At 67.8% G+C, this 18687-nt stretch carries 19 protein-coding genes; 7 read left to right on the top strand and 12 right to left on the bottom strand.

Annotated features, from left to right (window positions below):
* Nucleotides 1-44: 44 nt before the first annotated feature.
* Nucleotides 45-830: a flagellar motor protein MotB gene (locus ACW9UR_RS19840; protein ID WP_458918798.1), complete on the bottom strand. Its 786-nt coding sequence runs from the start codon at nt 828-830 to the stop codon at nt 45-47.
* Between the two features lie 139 nt (nt 831-969).
* On the opposite strand from ACW9UR_RS19840, the gene ACW9UR_RS19835 reads away from it, so the two are divergent.
* The 4 genes from ACW9UR_RS19835 (at nt 970) to ACW9UR_RS19820 (ending at nt 5201) form a co-directional block, all read left to right on the top strand.
* On the top strand, nt 970-1944 hold the full coding sequence (locus ACW9UR_RS19835) for a flagellar motor switch protein FliM (protein WP_458918797.1): 975 nt from the start codon (nt 970-972) through the stop codon (nt 1942-1944).
* Between the two features lie 66 nt (nt 1945-2010).
* Nucleotides 2011-3465 (top strand): aldehyde dehydrogenase family protein, encoded by a 1455-nt coding sequence (locus ACW9UR_RS19830; protein ID WP_458918796.1) that lies wholly within the window; start codon nt 2011-2013, stop codon nt 3463-3465.
* 15 nt (nt 3466-3480) lie between these two features.
* The gene (locus ACW9UR_RS19825) at nt 3481-4221 is read left to right on the top strand and encodes an SDR family oxidoreductase (protein WP_458918795.1); all 741 of its coding nucleotides are present in this window, start codon (nt 3481-3483) and stop codon (nt 4219-4221) included.
* The gene (locus ACW9UR_RS19820) at nt 4218-5201 is read left to right on the top strand and encodes a P1 family peptidase (RefSeq protein WP_458918794.1); all 984 of its coding nucleotides are present in this window, start codon (nt 4218-4220) and stop codon (nt 5199-5201) included. Before ACW9UR_RS19825 ends, ACW9UR_RS19820 begins: the two co-directional genes overlap by 4 nt.
* Here ACW9UR_RS19820 and ACW9UR_RS19815 read toward each other — a convergent pair.
* The 4 genes from ACW9UR_RS19815 to ACW9UR_RS19800 all read right to left on the bottom strand — a co-directional run bounded on the left by ACW9UR_RS19815 (nt 5198) and on the right by ACW9UR_RS19800 (nt 9312).
* On the bottom strand, nt 5198-6787 hold the full coding sequence (locus ACW9UR_RS19815; RefSeq protein WP_458918793.1) for an ABC transporter ATP-binding protein: 1590 nt from the start codon (nt 6785-6787) through the stop codon (nt 5198-5200). The two genes, ACW9UR_RS19820 and ACW9UR_RS19815, sit on opposite strands and share 4 nt — an antisense overlap.
* A complete protein-coding gene (locus tag ACW9UR_RS19810; protein WP_458918792.1) occupies nt 6784-7596 on the bottom strand; it encodes an ABC transporter permease in 813 nt (270 codons plus the stop codon). The genes ACW9UR_RS19815 and ACW9UR_RS19810 overlap by 4 nt, the downstream gene beginning before the upstream one ends.
* A complete protein-coding gene (locus ACW9UR_RS19805; protein WP_458918791.1) occupies nt 7596-8540 on the bottom strand; it encodes an ABC transporter permease in 945 nt (314 codons plus the stop codon). The genes ACW9UR_RS19810 and ACW9UR_RS19805 overlap by 1 nt, the downstream gene beginning before the upstream one ends.
* A gap of 70 nt (nt 8541-8610) precedes the next feature.
* Nucleotides 8611-9312 carry an NYN domain-containing protein gene (locus ACW9UR_RS19800; RefSeq protein ID WP_458918790.1) on the bottom strand — a complete coding sequence of 234 codons (702 nt, stop codon included), beginning with the start codon at nt 9310-9312 and terminating at the stop codon, nt 8611-8613.
* A 128-nt stretch (nt 9313-9440) separates the two neighbouring features.
* On the opposite strand from ACW9UR_RS19800, the gene ACW9UR_RS19795 reads away from it, so the two are divergent.
* The gene (locus tag ACW9UR_RS19795; protein WP_458918789.1) at nt 9441-9584 is read left to right on the top strand and encodes a hypothetical protein; all 144 of its coding nucleotides are present in this window, start codon (nt 9441-9443) and stop codon (nt 9582-9584) included.
* 32 nt (nt 9585-9616) lie between these two features.
* Here ACW9UR_RS19795 and ACW9UR_RS19790 read toward each other — a convergent pair whose 3' ends face one another.
* From ACW9UR_RS19790 to ACW9UR_RS19780, 3 genes are all read right to left on the bottom strand, one after another.
* Nucleotides 9617-11083, bottom strand: a complete 1467-nt coding sequence (locus tag ACW9UR_RS19790) for an ABC transporter substrate-binding protein (protein ID WP_458918788.1) — start codon at nt 11081-11083, stop codon at nt 9617-9619.
* 76 nt (nt 11084-11159) lie between these two features.
* Nucleotides 11160-11990, bottom strand: a complete 831-nt coding sequence (locus ACW9UR_RS19785) for an ADP-ribosylglycohydrolase family protein (RefSeq protein WP_458918787.1) — start codon at nt 11988-11990, stop codon at nt 11160-11162.
* Nucleotides 11987-13264, bottom strand: a complete 1278-nt coding sequence (locus tag ACW9UR_RS19780; protein WP_458918786.1) for an acetylornithine deacetylase/succinyl-diaminopimelate desuccinylase family protein — start codon at nt 13262-13264, stop codon at nt 11987-11989. Before ACW9UR_RS19780 ends, ACW9UR_RS19785 begins: the two co-directional genes overlap by 4 nt.
* A gap of 126 nt (nt 13265-13390) precedes the next feature.
* Between ACW9UR_RS19780 and ACW9UR_RS19775 the strand changes: the two genes are divergently transcribed.
* A complete protein-coding gene (locus tag ACW9UR_RS19775) occupies nt 13391-14047 on the top strand; it encodes a YggS family pyridoxal phosphate-dependent enzyme (protein ID WP_458918785.1) in 657 nt (218 codons plus the stop codon).
* A 222-nt stretch (nt 14048-14269) separates the two neighbouring features.
* Here the strand turns inward: ACW9UR_RS19775 and ACW9UR_RS19770 are convergent, their stop codons facing one another.
* The 3 genes from ACW9UR_RS19770 to ribA form a co-directional block, all read right to left on the bottom strand.
* Nucleotides 14270-15388: a histidine kinase dimerization/phosphoacceptor domain -containing protein gene (locus tag ACW9UR_RS19770; protein WP_458918784.1), complete on the bottom strand. Its 1119-nt coding sequence runs from the start codon at nt 15386-15388 to the stop codon at nt 14270-14272.
* A gap of 87 nt (nt 15389-15475) precedes the next feature.
* Complete coding sequence (locus ACW9UR_RS19765; protein ID WP_458918783.1) at nt 15476-15979, bottom strand: L,D-transpeptidase family protein; 504 nt, start codon at nt 15977-15979, stop codon at nt 15476-15478.
* Nucleotides 15976-16998 carry a GTP cyclohydrolase II gene (gene ribA, locus ACW9UR_RS19760; protein ID WP_458918977.1) on the bottom strand — a complete coding sequence of 341 codons (1023 nt, stop codon included), beginning with the start codon at nt 16996-16998 and terminating at the stop codon, nt 15976-15978. The genes ACW9UR_RS19765 and ribA overlap by 4 nt, the downstream gene beginning before the upstream one ends.
* A 277-nt stretch (nt 16999-17275) precedes the next feature.
* Here ribA and ACW9UR_RS19755 point away from each other — a divergent pair, with 277 nt between their 5' ends.
* Entirely contained in the window at nt 17276-17962 is a 687-nt protein-coding gene (locus tag ACW9UR_RS19755; RefSeq protein ID WP_458918782.1) for a response regulator transcription factor, read from the top strand.
* Between the two features lie 91 nt (nt 17963-18053).
* On the opposite strand, the gene ACW9UR_RS19750 is transcribed toward ACW9UR_RS19755, so the two are convergent.
* Nucleotides 18054-18596 (bottom strand): flavodoxin domain-containing protein, encoded by a 543-nt coding sequence (locus ACW9UR_RS19750; protein WP_458918781.1) that lies wholly within the window; start codon nt 18594-18596, stop codon nt 18054-18056.
* Between the last annotated feature and the right edge of the window lie 91 nt (nt 18597-18687).

The raw sequence follows: 18687 nt of genomic DNA, 5'->3' as shown, positions 1-18687 counted from the left end.
CCTTGCCCGCAGTGTCTTAACGACGGGCTAAGGGCGGGATCGGTTCAGTCTTCCGAGTGCAGCAGGATCACCTCGATCCTGCGATTCCTCAGATCCCGGGGGTCCGGCCATGACGGCGCTCGGTCGGCCTCGCCACTGACACGGGCGAATCGGGTGGGGGCGACACCGGCCCCCGCAAGCGACGTGCGTGCGGCCAGCGCACGGTCGCTGGTCAGTTGCCACCCGGGCTCGGTCGGGCGGGCAAGCGCCGCCTGTTCGACATGGGCGTCGACCGCGATATCGTTGATCACCGTGGCGATTACATCGCCCACCAGGACCATCAGATCATCCAGTCGGCGCGTCGGGGTGGCACCGCCAGCCCCGAACAGCGGCGCACCCGGCAGTTCCGCCAGCTCGATCACCAGCCCCTCGTCGGTGCGGCGCAGGCGGATGTGCTGCAATCGGTCGTCGGCGATATCGCTCTCGCCGCCGCGCGCGACGAGGGCCTCGGCGATCCCGTCGAGCGTGGCCCCCCCCTCGCGCTGAACCGTTTGCGCGGACGGCGCCCCGCGGCTGTGAGTGAGCATGGCTTCCGAAAGTACCGTATCGCCGCCGAACGGCCCGTCGCCGCCACCCGAGGTCCGGTGCACCGGGATCGACGGGCTGAAGTAGTCCGCGAGTCCCTTGCGCTGGTCCTCGGTCGTGGCGTTCAACAGCCACATCAGCAGAAAGAACGCCATCATCGCCGTCACGAAGTCCGCATAGGCGACCTTCCAGGCGCCGCCGTGATGGCCGCCGCCCTTGACCACCTTGCGGCGGATGATGATCGGTCTTTCGCTGTCCTCGGCCATGATCGCCCCGGCACCTCCGTTTGGCGAAGTTCACGACCGAACCGGTTTCCGACAGGTTACTGGCGCCCGGCAATTTCCACAGCATTTGAGCGATCCCGTTAACCCCGCGTTCAGACCTCGCGAACAATATGAGAACGCAATGACGGAGCGGCACATGGCGGACGGCAGCGTACTTCAGCGGATGTTCTCGACCCGGCGGGTCGGGCGTTCGCCCCTGCCCGACCTGGAGCTGATCGGCGAGAATTTCGGCCGCCAGCTGGAGGATGCGCTGCGCCCGATCCTGAAGACCACGGTCGGCGCGCTGATCCTCGACTGCCGCGTCACCAAGCTTGCCGAGGTGCAAGAGCGGATCCCGGTGCCCTCGATGCTCGGCGTGGTCGAGGCGGCGGGCGCCGACCGGATGGCGCTGATCAATATCGGCTCGGATCTTGTCTACCACATCGTCGACATGCGGATGGGGGGCGATGCGACCGTCGCGCCGCTGCCGACCACGCGCAGCTTTTCGGCCATCGACACGCAGCTCTGCATGGACGTGTTCGACGCCGTGCTGGCCAGCTTCTCGCGCGGGGTGGAGGAAAGCCTAGGCGTGCCCCTGGACACGAAGTTCCGCGTCGCCGGGCACAAGCAGGACATCGGCACCGTTCGGATCGCGCCGCATTCGGCGGATGTCATGCTGATCACCACAAGCCTCGATATCGGCGAGGCGGCGCGCTCGGGCGAGTTCGACCTGATCGTTCCGCTGTCGATCCTCGACGTGCTGCGCGCCGCAATCCTCGAGGCCGAGGGGCAGGAACAGACCGCGCCGAACGATCTTTGGGTCGCGCACATGCGCCGCAGCGCCGCCGAATCCGAAGTGCCGCTGCACGGCATCCTGCACCGGGTGACGCTGCCCCTCTCGGCGGTCGAACAGATGGAGGTCGGGCAGATCCTGCCGCTGCCGCGCACCGCGCTGACGCAGGTCGAGCTGGTGCAAAGTCTGGGCACGCCGTTCCAGGCGACGCTCGCCAGCGGGCGGCTCGGGATGTTCGAAAGCGAAAAGGTGCTGAAGCTGGTCGAGGAACCGCCCGCAGCCCTTCAGGACAATATCGCAAGGCTGATCGGCCCCGAACACTGACCGTCGCGATTGCGCCCGCCGGATACTCGGCTTATCCCGGATGCAACGACAGACGGGAGGAACGGCATGGACGGTACGGCGGGCGATCTGCAAGGCTTCGACAGCACGCGGATGCTGATCGGCGGCATCTGGGTCGAGCCGGCCGAGACGCTGGAGGATGTGAACCCCTCGACCGGGCAGCCGCTGGCGCGGATCGCGCGGGGCACCGGGCAGGACATCGACCGGGCCGTCGCCGCCGCACAGGCGGCGCTGGACGGCGAATGGGGCGCAATGACCGCGCTCGAACGCGGCCGCTGCCTGACCCGCCTGAGCCGCCTGGTCGAGGCTCAGGCCGACGCGCTTGCCCTGATGGAGGCGCGCGATGTCGGCAAGCCGCTGACCCAGGCCCGCGCCGACGCCCTCGCGCTCGCCCGCTATTGCGAGTTCTACGGCGGTGCCGCCGACAAGATCACCGGCGAGACGATCCCCTACCAGGACGGCTACACCGTCTACACGCTGCGCGAGCCGCATGGCGTCACCGGCCATATCGTCCCCTGGAACTACCCGATGCAGATCATCGGCCGCTCGGTCGGCGCGGCGCTGGCGATGGGCAATGCCTGCGTGCTGAAACCGGCCGAGGAAGCCTGCCTGACCGCCCTCGCCTTCGCGCATCTGGCACAGCAGGCGGGCCTGCCGCCGGGCGCGCTGAACGTGGTGCCGGGCCTCGGCGCCGAGGCGGGCGCCGCGCTGGCGGGGCATCCGCGCATCGACCACATCTCGTTCACCGGCTCGGTCTGCACCGGCGCACTGGTCCAGCAGGCGGCGGGTGCGAACGTCTTGCCGGTGACGCTGGAGCTGGGCGGCAAGTCCCCGCAGCTGGTCTTCGACGACGCCGACCTCGACGCGGCGCTGCCCTTCCTCGTCAACGCGGGCATCCAGAACGCCGGTCAGACGTGCTCGGCCGCCTCGCGGATCCTGGTGCAGCGCGGGGTCTACGACGAAGTGCGCGACCGGATGGCCGAGCGCTACGCCGCGCTTCGCGTGGGCCCTGCGGAAGAGGACCACGACCTCGGGCCTCTGGTCTCGGCAAGGCAGAAGCAGATCGTCGAAGGGTTCCTGGACCGGATTGCCCCCGGCCGCATTGTCGCGCGGGGCACGCTGGCCGACAGCGCGACCGGCGGCCACTATGTCCCGCCCACGCTGATCGACGGCATCGGCCCCGACCACGCCTTGGCCCAGCAAGAGATCTTCGGCCCGGTCCAGGTCCTGCTGCCCTTCGACGACGAGGCCGAGGCGATCCGCATCGCCAACGGCACCGACTATGGGCTGGTCGCCGGGGTCTGGACCCGCGACGGAGCGCGGCAGATGCGGCTGGCCCGGAAACTGCGGGCGGGACAGGTGTTCCTCAACAATTACGGCGCGGGTGGCGGGGTGGAACTGCCCTTCGGCGGCGTCGGCAAATCCGGCCACGGACGGGAAAAGGGGTTCGAGGCGCTCTACGGCTTCTCGGTGCTCAAGACCGTCGCCGCGCGCCACGGCTGATTTCAGGGAGATATCATGCGTTTGAAGGACAAGACCGCCATCGTGACGGGCGGTGCCTCGGGGTTCGGGGCAGGGATCGTGCGCAAGTTCCTGGACGAGGGCGCGCGGGTGATGATCGCCGATCTGAACGGCGACGCGGCCGAGGCCATGGCCGAGGAAACGGGTGCGCTGGCCCACCGTGTCGACGTCGCCGACGGCGCCAGCGTTAACGCAATGGCCGCCGCGGCCGAGGCCGCCTGGGGCCGCATCGACATCGTTGTGAACAACGCCGGGATCACCCATCTGCCCGCCCCGATGGAAGAGGTCACCGAGGCCGATTTCGACCGGGTGCTCGCGGTGAACGCCAAGTCGGTCTACCTGACCGCGCGGGCTTTCGTGCCCGGGATGAAAGCGCAGGGCGCGGGGGCGATCCTGAACATCGCCTCGACCGCAGGGGTCAGCCCACGACCCCGCCTGAACTGGTACAACGCCTCGAAGGGCTGGATGATCACCGCGACCCGCGCGATGGCGATCGAGTTGGCCGAATGGGGCATCCGCGTCAACGCGCTGAACCCGGTGGCAGGCGACACGCCGCTGCTGAAAAGCTTCATGGGCGAGGACACGCCCGAGATGCGCGCGAAGTTCCTGTCGACCATCCCGATGGGCCGTTTCTCGACCCCACAGGACCTGGGCAACGCCGCCTGCTTCCTGTGCTCGGACGAGGCCTCGCTGATCACCGGCGTCGCGATGGAGGTCGACGGGGGCCGCTGCATATGACGACCGGGCCCCGCAACCTGATCACCGACGTGCCCGGCCTGAAGGTCGGCAATGCGCAGGACGCGACGCTGAAATCCGGCGTGACGTGCCTGACGGCGGACGCGCCTTTCGTGGTCGGCGTCGACGTGCGCGGCGGCGCCCCCGGCACGCGCGAGACGGACCTGCTGGCCCCGGACAAGCTGGTAAGCCAGGTCGATGCGCTGGTGCTTTCCGGCGGTTCGGCCTTCGGACTGGACGCAGCCTCGGGCGTGGTTGCCGCCCTGCGCGCGGCCGGCCGGGGCGTGCGCGCGCCGCTGCCCGTGCCGATCGTGCCGGCGGCGATCCTGAACGATCTGGGCAACGGCGGCGACAAGACGTGGAACGACAGCCCCTACCCCACCCTGGGCCGCTCGGCGTTCGCCTCAGCTGGCGAGGCGTTCGAGATCGGCACCGTGGGAGCGGGCACCGGCGCGTTGACCGCACGGCTGAAGGGCGGGCTGGGCTCGGCCTCGATAGCGCTGCCGTCCGGGGTAACGGTCGGCGCGCTGGTCGCGGTCAACCCGGTCGGCTGCGTGACCTACCCCGAAAGCCTCGCCTTCCGCGCCTGGGAATGGGAGGTCGGCGACGAATTCGGCGCGCTCGGTGGGCCGGGCACCCGCCCGCGCCCGCTGAGCCCCGAGGATACCAAGCTGCCGAAACTGGGCGAAGCAACGACCATCGCCATTGTCGCCACCGACGCCACCCTCGACAAGGCGGGCGCGACCCGGCTGGCCGTCGCCGCGCATGACGGTTTAGCCCGCGCCATCGCCCCCAGCCATACGCCCTTCGACGGAGACCTGGTGTTCGGCGTCTCGACCGGCAGCCGCCCCGCGCTGGACCCGCTGGAAGTGATGATGCTCGGCCACGCCGCCGCCACCGTGCTGGCACGCGCCGTCGCGCGCGGCGTTTACGCGGCGACCCCGGCCGATGGTGACACCAAGCCCTGCTGGTCCTCGCTCTAGCTCGCCTTCGCCAGATCCGGCGCGGCAGCCAGCAGCGCGCGGGTATAGGGATGTTCGGGCGCTTCGAACACCCGCTCGGTCGCGCCTTCCTCGACGATCTTTCCGGCCCGCATCACCAGCACCCGGTCGGTGATCCGCCGCACCACGTGCAGGTCGTGACTGATGAACAGGTACGACAGATCATAGAGCCCCGTCAGGTCCGCCAGCAGGTCCAGGATCTGCGCCCGCACCTGCACGTCCAACGCCGAGACCGCCTCGTCCAGCACGATCAGCTCGGGCCGGATGATCAGCGCCCGAGCGATGGCGATCCGCTGCCGCTGCCCGCCCGAGAACTCGTGGATGTACTTGTCCGCGTCCGAGGCGTGCAGGCCCACCGCCTCCAGCGCCTCGGCCACCGCAAAGGCGCGCGAGGCGCCGGTGGGCGGCTGATCCAGCAGGTGAAACGGCTCGGTCACCAGCCGCGAGACCTTGTGGCGCGGATTGAACGAGCCGTAGGGGTCCTGGAACACCACCTGCATCTTCGCCCGCAGCGCGCGCGGCACGGGCCGGTGGGCGTCGACCTCCTGCCCGGCCAGCGCGATGCGCCCGCCCTGAACCGGCTCCAGCCCCAGGATCGCGCGGGTCAGCGTGGACTTGCCGCAGCCGGATTCGCCCACCAACCCAAGGCTCTCGCCCCGGTGCAGGGCGAAGCTGACCCCGTCCACCGCGACCTTCGGTTCGCCGCGCCTGGCCAGCAGGCCCTGCCTCCGCCCCGGATAGGTCCGCACCACGTTCTGCACCTGCAACAGCGGCTCGGGCGCGGCATGCGGCTTGCGCGAGGGCTGGTGCGTCGACGCCTCGAACAGCGCGCGCGTATAGGGATGCCGCATCTCGGCAAAAACCTCGACGGTCGGGCCGGCCTCGACCACCTCGCCCTTGCGCATGATCGCCACGCTGTCGGCCACGTCCGCGACCACGCCAAGGTCATGGGTGATGAAGATCGCGCCCATGCCGTCCTCGTCCACCAACCGGCGGATCAGCCGCAGGATCTGCGCCTGCGTGGTGACGTCCAGCGCTGTCGTCGGCTCGTCCGCGATCAGCAGCCGGGGACGCCGGGCGATGGCCATGGCAATCACCACGCGCTGCCGCTGCCCGCCGGACAGCTCATGCGGATAGCGGCCCAGCGGAAACTCCGGCTCCGGCAGGCCGACCCGGTCCAGCACCGCCCGCGCCCGCTGCGCCGCCTCGCGCCCGGACAGCCCGTCGTGCAGCCGCAGCGTCTCGGCCACCTGCGCGCCGATGGTCTGAAGCGGGTTCAGCGCGGTCATCGGCTCCTGGAAGACCATGCCGATCTCGGCCCCGCGCACCCGGCCCATCTGCGCCTCGGAGGCCTGCGCCAGGTCCTGCCCCTCGAACAGGATCCGCCCCGACAGCGCCGCGCCGCGCGGCAACAGCCGCATCACCGAGAACGCCGTCATCGACTTGCCCGAGCCGCTCTCGCCGATCACGCCCAGGATCCGCCCCGGCTCGACCGTCAGCGACACGCCCTTCAGGATCGGCGTGCCGTGGATGCCCAGATCCAGCCCCTCGATGGACAGCAGGCTCATGCGCGCCCCCTGCGGATACGTGGATCAAGGATGTCGCGCAGCCCGTCGCCCATCAGGTTCAGCCCCAGCACGGTCAGCACGATCGACAGGCCCGGCACCAACGCCAGGTGCGGCGCGAAGCTGATCATCGTCTGCGCCTCGGCCAGCATCCGGCCCCAGCTGGGCGTGGGCGGCTGCGCGCCGAGGCCGACATAGCTCAGCCCCGCCTCGGCGAGGATGCCCAGCGAGAACTGGATGGTGCCCTGCACGATCAGCAGGTTGGCGATATTGGGCAGGATATGCTCGACGCTGATCCGCGCCCGACCCTTGCCGGCAGTGCGGGCGGCGAGGATGAACTCCCGCGTCCACAGCGACAGCGCCGCGCCGCGCGTCACGCGGGCGAATACGGGCACGTTGAAAATCCCGATGGCAATGATCGCGTTCAGCGCCGAGGGGCCGAAGACGGCGGTGATCAGGATCGCGATCAGCAGCGATGGGAAGGCGAAGACCAGGTCGTTCCCCCTCATGATCGCCTCGTCCAGCAGGCTGCCGCGCGTCGCCGCTGCCGCCAGTCCCAACGGCACGCCCAGCCCCATGCCGATACCCACGGCGACCAGCGCCACGGCGATCGAGACCCGCGCCCCGACCATGACCATCGACAGCACGTCGCGCCCGAAATGGTCGGTGCCCAGCACATAGCCCTCGCCCGGCGCCTTCAGCTTGTTGGCGATGTCCAGCACCGTTACGTCATGCGGCACCCAGACGAACGAGATCAGCGCGGCGAGCACGAACAGCCCGGCCAGAACGCCCCCTGTGACCAGCGCCCGCATCAGCCGCGCCTCAGCCTTGGGTCGACCGCCGCATAGGCCAGGTCGACAAGAAACGTGACCGAGATCACCGCGAACACCAGCAGCATCACGACGCTTTCGACCACGATCAGGTCGCGCTGCTGGATCGCCTGGAACACCAGCCGCCCGAGGCCCGGCAGGTAGAACACGTTCTCGATGATGATCGCGCCCGCCAGCAGAAAGCTGAACTGCAGGCCGATGATCGTCAGCACCGGGATCAGCGCGTTCCGCAAGGCGTGCCGCCGCAGCGCCTGCCCGGGGCTAAGACCCTTGGCCCGTGCGGTCCGCACGAAATCCTCGCCCAGCGTGTCGATCAGCGCCGAGCGCATGACCCGCGCCAGGATGCTCGCCTGCGGCAGCGCCAGCGCGATGGCCGGCAGGGTTAGCGCCTTGAGGCCGCCCCAGAACCCGGCCTCCCACCCCGGAAAGCCCCCGGCCGAGAACCAGCCGAGGTTGATCGCGAACACCGCCACAAGGATCATCGCGAACCAGAAATTCGGCACGGCGATGCCCAGTTGCGTCGTGCCGATGATCGCCATGTCTGCGACGCTGCCCCGCCGCGCGGCGGCAAGGATGCCGACCGGAAAGGCGATCAACGTGGACAAGGCCAGCGCATAAACCGCCAGCGGCAGCGAGATCCACAGCCGGTCCGCGACCATCCCTGCCACCGGCGCGCGATATGTATACGAGATCCCGAAATCCCCGCGCAGCATGCCGCCCGCCCACTCGACATAGCGCTGCACCGGCCCCCGATCGAGCCCCAGCTCGGCCCGAAGCGCCTCCACCGCCTCGGGCTGCGCGTTGATGCCAAGCATGTAGGCGGCCGGATCGCCCGGCACGACCTCGAGGCTGAAGAACACGACGAGGCTGGCCACCACCAGCGCCAGCGCGAAGGAGATCAGTCGTCTGAAGGCGTAGCGGAGCATGAATTTCCGGTGCCGGCGTTGCTGCCGCCGACCCTATGGGATGCTGTGGAGGATGACCAGCGAATGAGGCCTACTCGAGCAAACGGACCTTGGCACCGGGCCCCTTTGGATCACACTCGAAGAGGCTCCTATTGGCTTCAAAGAACCCGCGCCAAGTACCTTTCTCCGAGGTGCCTTTCGCTAGGGTGCTGACCTTAAAATCATACGCCTGACGGACTATCGAGTTCAGCTTGCTGATCTCCACCTCGCCGCCTTGCTCCTCAATAATATTTTTTACTTTGCTAGGTAGACATGTGCTGTCGAGGTCCACCGGCTCGGGACCAGCAGGTTTCAACTCGAAGAACTCATGGCACGACTTGCGAAACCCAATCGGGGCTTTCTCTTCTCCAAGTCCGATCACAGTGCAACCGCGCTCTCGTAAGTATAGCGCCAGATGCGAGAAATCGCTATCCGAAGTAACGAGCACAAATACCCCTGCTCGTCCCTCGTAGAATAGAGTTACGGCGTCTATCGCCATCATCATGTCCGCGGCATTCTTACCAGCGCCTGCGTGAACCATTCGAAACCCCGGAGCGGCGTCCCAGTCTGGAATCCTGCGCACGCCTCCGTAGACCCGTCGCACGGCGAGTTGCCCGTGCTTACGCGCCTGATTGATAATCCGCCCTGCATATGCGCTGGAGATGTTCTCTCCGTCGATCAGCAATGCTGCGTTCGGGGTACTCTTGCCCCCGCCAATGGCCAGTCCCGTCTCGTGGTTCAAAATTGTTTCCATTCAATAGTGACGTCCCAGATCTGGACGTCTGTTATGCGAACTCGTCACTACCCCCTCACCAATACGGCTCCTTTCGGCACGGGCACATCGCATGAGCCTGCTCTTGGCTGCCTCTCGGCGGCGACGCCGTGGTACCAGACGCGGCAGGTGCCGGGTTCGGGGCGATGTGCGTGAGGGATGCCTGTCAGCGGGCGGTAATCGCCCGTGGTGACGTCGACGTTTACCGGATCGACGTGCACAACGTGGCTCTCGGTCTCGACGCAGGCGGCTAGGGCCGCCAGCGCCGACAAGGCCAAGATAGACCTCACTCGGTCCAACGTACACCGGTCAGGTCGTTGGCCTGCGTCGGAGAGTTCTGCCACAGCCCTTCGATCCGGGCGTCGGCGACGCCGGTCTTGGCTAGCTGGAACAGGTAGCCGTTCACGTAATGATCCGCGATCCGTTCCTGCATGGCCTTGAGCACCTCGTTGCGCTCCAGCGGGTCGGCGATCTCGGCAAGTTGCGTGTTCATCGCGCGGAACGCCGGGTCGTCGTACTGGAAGTAATAGTCGGCGCGGGCGTAGATGCCGATGTCCAGCGGCTCGGTATGGCTGACGATGGTCAGGCCGAAGTCCTTGCCGCGAAAGACCTCTTCAAGCCACTGGGCCCATTCGAGGTTGGTGATCTCGGTCTGGATGCCGACGGCGCGCAGCTGGCTGGCGATGATCTCGCCGCCGCGGCGGGCATAGCTGGGCGGCGGCAGTTTCAGCGTCGTGGTGAACCCGTCGGGATAGCCCGCCTCGGCCAGCAATGCCTTGGCCTGCTCGGGGTCGTAGGCCGACTTCTCGGTCAGGTCGACATAGGCCGGGTGGTGCGGCGCGAAATGCGTGCCGATGGGCGTGCCGTAGCCGAACATCGCGCCATCGATTATTGCCTGCCGGTCGATGGCGTGGGCCACGGCCTGCCGCACCTTGGCCTCGTCGAAGGGCTCGATGCCGTTGTTCATCGCCAGGATCGTCTCGCCCTCGGTCGAGCCGACCAGAACTGTGAACCGCGGATCGGCCTCGAACTGGGCCAGGTTCTCGGGCGCCGGGAACACCGGGAAGGCGTCGATATCGCCCGCCATCATCGCCGCGAAGGCCGCCGTCGGGTCCGAGATGAACTTGAACGTCGCGCTTTCCAGCGCCACCGGCTCGCCCCAGTAGTCGGGGTTTTTCACCAGCTCGACGCGGTCGCCTTCGACCCAGTCCTTGAACATGAACGGGCCGGTGCCGACGGGATTTGTGGTCAGCGTCTCGACATCGCTTTCGTCGATGATCACCGCATCGCCCCAGGCCAGGTTGAACAGCAGCGCGCCATTGGGCTGCTTCAGCGTGATCTCGACCATCAGATCGTCCACCGCCGTCACCTCGTCGATCGAGTCGAACAGCGCCTTCTGCGCATTGGTCGAATCCTCGGCCCGGGCCCGGTCGATGCTGAACACCACGTCCTCGGCGGTCAGCGCGGCCCCGTCGTGGAAGGTCACGCCCTCGCGCAGGTGGAAGTCATAGCTGAGCCCGTCGTCCGCGATCTCCCAGCGTTCGGCCAGCCCCGGCAGCACCGAGCCGTCCGGCCCGAACCGCGTCAGCCCCTCATAGACGTTGGCATAGACCACCTCGTCGATCGCGGCAGCGGCGGCCGAGGTCGGATCCAGGTGCGGCGGCTCAAGCTGCATCCCTATGGTGATGCCGGTCTGTTGAGCGCTCGCGGCACCGGCCAGGCAAGCGAAAGCGGCAGCGGTCAGGTGTTTCATCCCCGTCTCCCCGGTTATGGTTACCGGCAAGGTCCGCTGAAAAGCGCCCGGGATCAAGCGTTTCGATCCGAACGCCCTACGTCCCCAGAGCAATGAGCCGATCCGCGCGCGTTTCGATCTGCTCCCGCCAGGCAAGTTTGGCGAGCCAATCGCCCGGAATCCCGGCCATCCCGTAGCGCGCCCCGGCAATCTGCCCGGCCACGGCGCCCACTGTATCCGCATCGTCCCCGAGGTTCACCGCCGCGAGCACCGCCTCGCGGAACGAGCCGGTCGTTGCGACCGCCCAGACGGCGGCCTCGAACGTGTGCCGCACATAGCCGGACGACTTCACCGTGTCGCGTGTGTGCCCGGTCTCCAGCGCCCCCTCGCCCCGCACCTCGGCATGGATCGCGTCGGCCAGCAGCGCCGCGTACTCAAGGCATTCGCGCGCGGCATGGGTGGTCCGGGACTGGAGCGCGGCGACCTCGCGCATCCGCTTGGGATCGCCGTGATACGCCAGCACCACCGGGGCAAGACGCATGATGCCGCCATTGCCAGCGCTCATCGGATCGGTCGAACCGGCATAGGGCTCGCCGCCTTCCTCGAACCGGCCGAGCGCCTTCGAGGTCGTGATGCCGATGTCGAAACAGTCCCCGGTGTGCGAGTTGTGCCCGTTCCTCCACCAATCGACGAACCGCTGCATCAGGTCGGTCGGATCGAACCCCGGATGCTCCAGCAGGCTGTCGGCCAGGCACAGGGCCATCGAGGTATCGTCGGTCCATCCGCCAGGCTTCAGCGCGAACGGGCCGCCGCCCACCATGTCGCTGACCACCGGTTCCGCCGGGCGGGGCGAGAATTCCAGCGTCGTGCCCAGCGCGTCCCCGACCGCCAGCCCCAGCAACGCCCCCTTCAGCCTGTCCTCGTTCATGCCAGCAACTCCTCCAGCGCCAGGACCATCACGCGGGCGCTATCGGCCATGTCTTCGATGCCAACCCATTCGTCCGGCTGGTGCGCAAGGTCCAGGATGCCGGGGCCGTAGGCGATGCAGTTGTGCACCCGTCCGATCCGGTCGATGTGCTTCTGATCGTAGGTCCCGGGCGAGACCACGTATTCCGGCTCGCGCCCCATCACCCGGTTGACGGCACGCGCAACCGCGCCGACCACCGGGGCGTCGCGGTCGGTCATCGTCGGGATCACCTCGTGAAGGTCGCGGATCTCGAAGCGGAAATCTTCGCGCCGGTCACGCACCCGCTCCATCAGCTCGGCGAACTCGGCCTTCACCTCGGCAATGTCCTCCTCGATCAGGAAGCGGCGGTCGATGATCATGCGGCAGCTATCGGGGACCACGGGGGCCGGGAAGCCGGTGAAATCCTCGGGCAGTTCCGCCTGCCCGCCGTGGATCGAGTTGATGTTCAGCGTCGAGGCCTGCGCCTGCGGCGGCACCACCGGCATCTCGGTCCGACGCGCGCCCAGCGCCGGGAACAGGGTCTGCTCCATCTCGTCGATCACCGCACCCATGTGGCGCACCGCGCAATCGCCCAGGAACGGCATCGAGCCGTGCCCGATCCGGCCCTTGGTTTCGACCTCGGCCCACCATACGCCGCGGTGGCCCAGGCAGATCCGGTCCTTGTTCAGCGGCTCGGGGATGATGACGTGCTGCACCCGCGCCGGCGCGAACCAGCCCTGCTCGGCCAGCCACGCGACGCCGCCGTAGCCGCCGGTTTCCTCGTCCGCCGTGGCCGAGATCTCCACCGCGCCGGAGAACTCGGGGCAGAGATCCACGAATACCTCGGCCGCGACAATCGACGCGGCCAGCCCGCCCTTCATGTCGCAGGCGCCCCGGCCGTAGACCCTGCCGTCGCGCACCAGCCCCTCGAACGGATCGACGGTCCAGCCGTGGCCGACCTCGACCACGTCGATATGGCTGTTGAAATGAACGCACTCGCCGCCCCGCGCGCCGTCGCGCCGGGCGATCAGGTTCCAGCGCGGATATCGGTCGCTGTCGCCGGGCGCGCCGGTCGCGCGTAGCAACTCCACCTCGAAGCCGCGCGGTTTCAGCCGACCGGCCACGAACTCGCAGATGTCCCGATAGTATTCGCCCGGCGGGTTCAGCGTCGGGATGCGGATCAGGTCGCGGGCAAGCGCGGTCAGATCCTCGGTGCGGGCGTCGATCTCGGCGGACAGGCGGTCGGACAGGGTCATGCAATCGGCTTCGGGTCAAACTCGGGGGAAATGCTCGACGCCATCTGAAAACCTGATCGGGGGAGTGTCAAACATTCCCTTCCCGCCAGTGCGGCGCTATGTGTGCCGCGACGAACGGAGGAAGCCATGCCCCTGCAGGACATCACCGACCGCATCCGCAAGGCCGAGGCCGAGGCCGGACGCCCGGCCGGCTCGGTCAAGCTGGTCGCGGTCTCGAAAAAGCAGCCCGAGGACCGGATCCGCGCCATGCTGGAACAGGGCCACCGCCTCTACGGCGAGAACCGGGTACAGGAAGCCGCCGGGCGCTGGCCAGACTACCGGGAGCAGTTCGAGGGCGTCGAGGTCCACCTTATCGGCCCGCTGCAGACCAACAAGGTCAAGCAGGCGATGGACCTGTTCGAGGCGATCCACTCGCTCGACCGCGAGAAACTGGCCCGCAAGATCGCCGACGAGGCGCAAGCGCGCGGCACCTGCCCGGACCTGTTCATCGAGGTCAACACCGGCGAGGAAGAGCAGAAGGCCGGCGTGCTGCCCGCCGAGGTCGACGGGTTCGTCGCCGCCTGCCGCGCGAAGGACCTGCCGGTGCGCGGGCTGATGTGCATCCCGCCGATCGACGAGGAACCGGCGCTGCACTTCGCCCTGCTGGCCAAGTTCGCCGCGCGCAACGGTCTGGACGGGCTGTCGATGGGCATGAGCGCCGATTTCGAAAGCGCGATCGCGCTGGGGGCGACGCATATCCGCGTCGGCTCGGCCATTTTCGGCGAGCGGCCGCCACAAGTCTGATGCCGCAGCCCCGATCCGCCCGGCGCTGCGTCCCGGGCAGGCGGGGGCCTCCGGCGGGGATATTTTTCGGAAAGTGGAAGGCGGGCGAGGGACCGGACTTCAGTCCATGTAAGGGGACCCGCGGCGCGTTAGGGAAGCTTTAAGGAAGTTTTCAACTTATAGTTCAATGCCTTAAGGGGGTTTTCACGATGAAATCCAGGCTTTTCATCGTGAAAGGCACCCTCAGGCGGAGGGTTCCGCAACCGGGAATCGCAGCTCGATGCCGTAGCCAGTGTCGAGGTCCAGCGTCTCCACCGTGCCGCCGAGCGCCACGGCACTCGCCTGTATGATCTTTAGCCCAAGGCTGGTGCTGCCCGCCGCCTCTGGTCCGTCCTCGCCGGGCTGCGCCAGTCCCACGCCGTCGTCGCGGCAGGTCAGTATCATGGTGCAATCCGGCTCCCGCCGGCAGACGATGCTGACCCGCCCCGCGCGTCCGCCCGGGAAAGCGTGCTTGAAGGAGTTGGTGACGAACTCGTTCACGATGGCCCCGATATTCGACGCCCGCGCCGAGGTCACCGCCGTGCCCTCGCCGCAGTCTACATCGACCGCCACATTGGCGGGCCGGTGCCCGTCAATCAGCCGCACCACGCCCTCGATATAGCTGGCAAGGTCGATCCGGTCGCCGCTCTCGGACTTCGACAGCGCCTGGTGGAGGGCCGCGACAGTCTCGATCCGTCCGTGCACCGAGTCCAGCGCCGCCCGGATCTCGGGGTCACGCACCGAACGCGCCTGCATCCGGGTCAGGGCCGCAACGGTCTGCAGCGAGTTCTTCACCCGGTGGTCCACTTCCTGCCGGAGCATGGTCTGCAACCGAAGCGTCCGGCGCAGGTCCAGCAGCTTCATCACCTGCCTCGCGAGAACGCGGATCGTGTCCCGTTGCAGCGCGGTCAATTCGCGCGGCCTGTGGTCCAGCACGCAGAGCGTACCCAGCGGCAAACCGTTCGAGGCGGTCAGCAGCGCCCCGGCATAGAAGCGCAGGTTCGGGTTGCCGACGCAGATCGGATTGCCCAGTGTACGCGGATCGGCCAGCGTGTCTGGGATCTCGAGGAAGTCCTCCTTCAGGATCGCATGTGCGCAGATCGACTGGCTCAGAGGCATCTCGCGCAGACCCAGCCCGACCTCGGCCTTGAACCACTGGCGCCCGGAATCGACCAGGCTGATCAGCGAGACCGGAGCCTCGCAAAGCCGGGCGGTCAGATCGACAATGTCGTCGAAGTCCCGCTCGCGCTCGGTATCGAGCACGCCGTAGTCGTACAGGGTCTGCAACCGCTCCATCTGGTGCGGGTGAGGCGCGGGATCCATGCGGGCGGCGGTCCTTAACTGTGAAAAATCGCGTACTACCTTGCCGATTGCGCCCTCGGGGGCAAGAGCCTCGGCCCCGACGTTACGTCAACCCGCGATCTCGAGCCGATCGCCGGGGGCCAGTTGCCAGGCCAGCCAGAGCAGATCGCGCGGCGCGAAAGCGACGCAGCCCTCGGTCGGGTGGCGCGGCTTGCGCCAGCGGTGCACGAAGATCGCCGAGCCCAGCCCGGGCCGAGCGTCGGGCCAGTTCCAGTCGGTCGTCAGCACGAGGTCATAGAGCGGATCGGGCCGCCGCAGCGCCTCGGAGCCGAACGGATGCCAGAGCGCGCCGGGCAGACGGTGATTGTACTGCGGATCGCGCACATCGTCCGACCAGCGGTCGAAGGGGCGGATCGGCTGGGCCCAGCGCGGCAGGGCCGAGGCGGGCAGCCGGTCGGGCCGGTAGAACAGCTCGGCGATGCGCAGGGTTCCGGCGGGCGTCGCGCCGTCGCCTTCGCGTTTGCACGGTGAAATGCCGCCGCGCCCGATGGCGCAAGGCAGGACATGCCCGTCGAGCCGCGCGCCCCAAGGCGTCACGTGCAGCAGGCTCACAGCAGATGCCCGGATTTCCGGGCCTTTGTCTCAAGATAGTGGGCGTTCTGCGGCGTCCGACCGACACGTAGCGGCACCCGCTCGGCCACGGCGACGCCATTGCCTTCCATCCGGGCAACCTTGGCAGGATTGTTGGTCATCAGCCGGACCGCGCGCACGCCCATCGCCTTGAGCATCTCCGCACCGATCCGGAAATCCCGCTCGTCGTCCTCGAAGCCCAGCCGGTGGTTCGCCTCGACCGTGTCGAAGCCCTGGTCCTGCAGCGCATAGGCGCGCATCTTGTTGGCAAGACCGATCCCCCGCCCCTCTTGGTTGAGATAGAGCAGGATGCCCGAACCTTCCTCGCCGATCTGCGCCAGCGCCGCGTTCAGCTGCGGCCCGCAATCGCATTTCAGCGAGCCGATCACGTCGCCGGTGAAACAGGCAGAATGAAGCCGCGCCAGCACCGGCTTCTCAAGATCCGGACGACCGACGACGACGGCATAGTGCTCCTCTCCCCCATCGGCGGGCCGAAACACCCTGACCCGCGACTTCGCCGCCGAGGCCAGGGGAACCCGGGCCGAAGACACCTCACGCAGGGTGCTCTCCACCTGCGCCATCTGCTCCAGCGTGACCAGCGTCAGGCCCAGCTCGGCGGCCATCGCCTCAGGATCGGCGACCGGGGCCACCAGAGCGGCTGGCAACAGATGGGCCTGCTTGGCAAGACGCACGGCGGCCCGGTGCAGGTCGGCCTCGCCGCCACGCCGCTCCAGGAACGGGCCTTTCATCGGCCAGGCCATGTCCTCCGAGGGATCGGCCATCGCGCGGACCCAGCCGGCATCGGCATCGGCCGGAACCGCGACACGAGCGAGGTCCCCGTCATAGGCGCGGACCTTCAGCGTCTCCGCCCGCCAGCGGGTCAGCGCCAGATCCAGGGAACCGGCGGCGCGCAGGGCCTCCAACCGCTCGGGACCGGCGCCCTCCGCCGCCTGAGCCAGTGCACCGCCAGACGGGCCCGCGAGCACGACTACTGCGCCCATGCGAAGGTCGGCGCGGGCACGGGCGACACGCTCGGTGACGGTGGGAATCAGCGCCCGGAATTGCGACAACGGCTGACCTTTCCGTGAACGGCGCGGGGGCAGCGCTCGCCATCCCGTGAGCCGATCCTACAAATCGTTTCAGCCCTATACAGCGCAGACCGCGAAATTGAAACAAAGCCCCGCGCCCTGACACGTGCGCGTGAGGCACGCCCGCTTCGTCTTGAGAAAACCCGCGTTCGGGCGCAGGTCTTGGGGCAGCCGAAAGAGGAACACCAACATGGCCAACGTGAAGAGAATCCTGCTTGTCGACGACGACGAAGACCTGCGCGAGGCGCTTGCAGACCAATTGGTGCTGACCGAGGATTTCGACGTGTTCGAGGCTGGCGACGGCGCCGGCGGACTAGAGAAGTCGAAAGAGGGTCTCTACGATCTGGTGATCCTCGACGTGGGCCTGCCCGATATGGACGGCCGCGAGCTCTGCCGCCTGCTGCGCAAGCAGGGCATCAAGAGCCCGATCGTCATGCTGACCGGCCACAACACCGACGCCGACACGATCCTCGGCCTCGACGCGGGCGCAAACGACTACATCGCCAAGCCCTTCAAGTTCCCGGTCCTGCTCGCCCGTATCCGCGCCCAGCTGCGCCAGCACGAGCAATCCGAGGACGCGATCTTCAACATCGGCCCCTACACGTTCAAGCCGGCCGCGAAGATGCTGATCGACGAGGCGGACAAGAAGATCCGCCTGACCGAGAAGGAAACCAACATCCTCAAGTTCCTCTACCGCGCGGAATCGGGCGTCGTCGCCCGCGATACGCTGCTGCACGAGGTCTGGGGCTATAACGCCGGCGTCACCACCCACACGCTGGAGACGCACATCTACCGCCTGCGCCAGAAGATCGAGCCCGATCCCTCGAACGCGCGGCTGCTTGTGACCGAGTCCGGCGGCTACCGGCTGGTCAGCTGACAGTTCCCTCCCGCGCCGGGGTCATGGCGCGGATCCTCCCTGTTGGACTGGCCCGGACTTCGTGTCCGGGCCTTTTTTCTGGATCGCCCGCTCAGCCTATGCGCTCTGCGGCGACGTTGCTCAGGAAGGACGAGACCGTGGTGGCCACCGCGTCCCAGTCCGTGAACTCGGCGTCGCGGCCCGGCGACACCGGCGCCTGGTCGCGCAGAACCACCCGGTCGACGATCTGCGCCTCGTAGTAATCATAGCTGGAGGCCCGCACCGCCCCGGCGACCAGCGCCTCGGCGCTGGGCTCGAATTCGGTCCGCATCTTCATTTCCACGAGGTAGTCCCGCGCCTCGTCCAGGCGTTCCGGAAAGGCCGCGCTCAGGCTGACGGACAGCATCAGGGTCGGAAGCTTCGACAGGGTATCGGCTTGCATGTTGAGACTGTCCTCGAATGCGCGCGGATGCCTCCTCTCGTGTACCGGAGCGGCGAGGATCACCGCATCGGACTGGTCCAGTGGCAGGGGGCGCGGATCGTCTGCGGTGTGCAGAAGCGCCTCGTGCCCGGCCTTGCGCAATGCCGTCGCGATGAACTCCGCGATCTTCCCGGTCTGCCCCTCGATCGTCGCGTAGAAGATGAGTACTCTCATCGCCTCCTCCCGTAGCTTCGGGAGAAGTGTTATCCGGTCGAGCCGCAAAGCGGTTTGACCAGGATCAACCTTTCCGGGTTTTTAGGGTGGG

Source organism: Halovulum sp. GXIMD14794 (assembly GCF_054457455.1).
The sequence above is the reverse complement of the archived record's forward strand: the minus strand, read 5'-3'. Positions and strand labels throughout refer to the sequence as shown.